The organism is Microbacterium kribbense, assembly GCF_039537285.1.
In the GTDB taxonomy this organism is placed as follows: domain Bacteria; phylum Actinomycetota; class Actinomycetes; order Actinomycetales; family Microbacteriaceae; genus Microbacterium; species Microbacterium kribbense.
Genome location: NZ_BAABAF010000023.1, coordinates 1 through 2,029, shown reverse-complemented (window position 1 = coordinate 2,029; position 2,029 = coordinate 1). Strand labels below are relative to the sequence as shown.

2 protein-coding genes are annotated in these 2,029 nt (G+C 67.6%); both read left to right on the top strand.

Features of this window, described 5'->3' with window-relative positions; translation table 11 throughout:
• Positions 1–65 precede the first annotated feature (65 nt).
• Positions 66–1,097, top strand: a complete 1,032-nt coding sequence (gene istA / locus ABD705_RS16010) for an IS21 family transposase (protein ID WP_425562097.1) — start codon at positions 66–68, stop codon at positions 1,095–1,097.
• A 72-nt stretch (positions 1,098–1,169) separates the two neighbouring features.
• Positions 1,170–1,967 carry an IS21-like element helper ATPase IstB gene (gene istB / locus ABD705_RS16005; protein ID WP_344785400.1) on the top strand — a complete coding sequence of 266 codons (798 nt, stop codon included), beginning with the start codon at positions 1,170–1,172 and terminating at the stop codon, positions 1,965–1,967.
• The last annotated feature ends 62 nt before the right edge of the window (positions 1,968–2,029 follow it).

Genomic DNA, 2,029 nt, shown 5'->3' with positions numbered 1-2,029 from the left:
TGTCGGCGGCGCTCGAAAACTGGACAGTTCCGGCGGTTGAAAAGTGAACACTCGACGATGGGAGAGTGATCACTTTGGAGGACTGGGCGTTGATCCGGCGGCTTGCTGCGGAGGGCGTGCCGAAGGCGAAGATCGCGGGAAGGCTGGGGATCTCGCGGACCACGGTCATCAAGGCGGTGAACTCGCAGTCACCACCGAGGTATGAGCGGTCTGGGCGTGCGACGTCGTTCACCCCGTTCGAGGCTCGGGTGCGTGAGCTGCTGACGACGACGCCGGATATGCCGGCGACGGTGCTCGCGGAACGGGTCGGATGGGCGGGTTCGATCCGGTGGTTCCGGGACAACGTGGCCCGGTTGCGGCCGGAGCAGCAGCGCATCGACCCGGCGGACCGGCTGGTCTGGGCGGCTGGGGATGCGGCGCAGTGTGATCTGTGGTTCCCGCCGTATCGGATCCCGCTCGAGGACGGGGCCGGGCAGTTGCTGCCGGTGCTGGTGATCACGGCCGCGCACTCCAGATTCATCACCGCCCGGATGATCCCGACCCGGAAGACGGAGGACCTGCTGCTGGGGTCGTGGGAGTTGATCCAGCAGCTGGGGCGGGTGCCGCGCCGGCTGATCTGGGACAACGAGGCCGGCATCGGCCGCGGGAAACGCCACGCGGCGGGTGTGGACGCGTTCGTGGGCATGCTCGCCACGAAGCTCGTGCTGCTGCCACCGCGGGATCCGGAGTCCAAGGGTCTCGTGGAGCGCCGAAACGGCTGGTTCGAGACGTCGTTCATGCCCGGCCGGCAGTTCGGCTCGCCGGCAGAGTTCAACGTCCAGTTCACGGACTGGCTGAGCCGTGCGAACCAGCGGGTGGTGCGCACCGTGAAGGCCGCGCCGGTCGAGTTGCTCGAGGAGGATCTCGCGGGCATGCTGCCGTTGCCACCGATCCCGCTGCGTCTGGGCTGGCGGAACCGGGTGCGTCTGGGCCGGGACTACTACGTCCGGGTCGACACGAACGACTACTCCGTCGACCCGCACGCGATCGGCCGGTTCGTGGACGTGACCGCGGACTTAGAGCCACCAGTTCCAACACCCGGTCCCGGCAGTCGATGACGATGGCCTGGTCCGGGACCTGGCCGACTACGACCGGGCATTCGGGATCGCCAGCAGCGGTGAGGCGATCTGATGGGCACCACGAAGACGACCGAGACCGTGAAGCAGATCACCTATCTCGCCGGCGCGCTCAAAGCGCCCCGGATCACCGAAGCCGCCGCTCGGCTCGCGGACCAGGCAAGAGACGCGGGCTGGTCGTTCGAGGGCTACCTCGCCGCCGTCCTCGAACGTGAAGTCAGTGCACGGAATGCGTCTGGGGCGGAGTTGCGGATCAGAGCCGCCGGGTTCGGGGCGCGGAAGACGCTCGAGGACTTCGACTGGGACGCGCAACCGGCCACCCGGCAGCAGATCGCCGCGTTGGCCTCGGGCGGGTTCCTAATCGAAGCGCGGAACGTGGTGCTGCTCGGGCCACCGGGAACAGGGAAGACGCACCTCGCCACCGGCCTCGGGATCGTCGCAGCCCAGCACGGGCATCGAGTCCTGTTCGGCACCGCGACGGACTGGGTCACCCGCCTCACCGACGCGCACCGGCAGGGTCGGCTCCCGCAAGAGCTCGCCAGGCTGCGTCGTTACGGGCTGATCATTGTCGACGAGGTCGGCTACCTCCCGTTCGAGCAAGACGCGGCGAACTTGTTCTTCCAGCTCGTCTCGTCCCGCTACGAACACGCGTCCTTGATCCTGACCAGCAACCTGCCATTCTCCGGCTGGGGAGGCGTGTTCGGCGACCAAGTCGTCGCCGCCGCGATGATCGACCGGATCGTGCACCACGCCGACGTGCTCACCCTGAAGGGCGCGAGCTACCGGCTCCGCGGCAGGGGAATCGACAGCCTCCCCAGCATCCGCACCACAACCGAACAACCACAGGGCTAAACTGCCCGCAACTGCTCACTTTTCGAACGCCGAAACCGTTCAAAGTTCGAGCGCCGCCGACA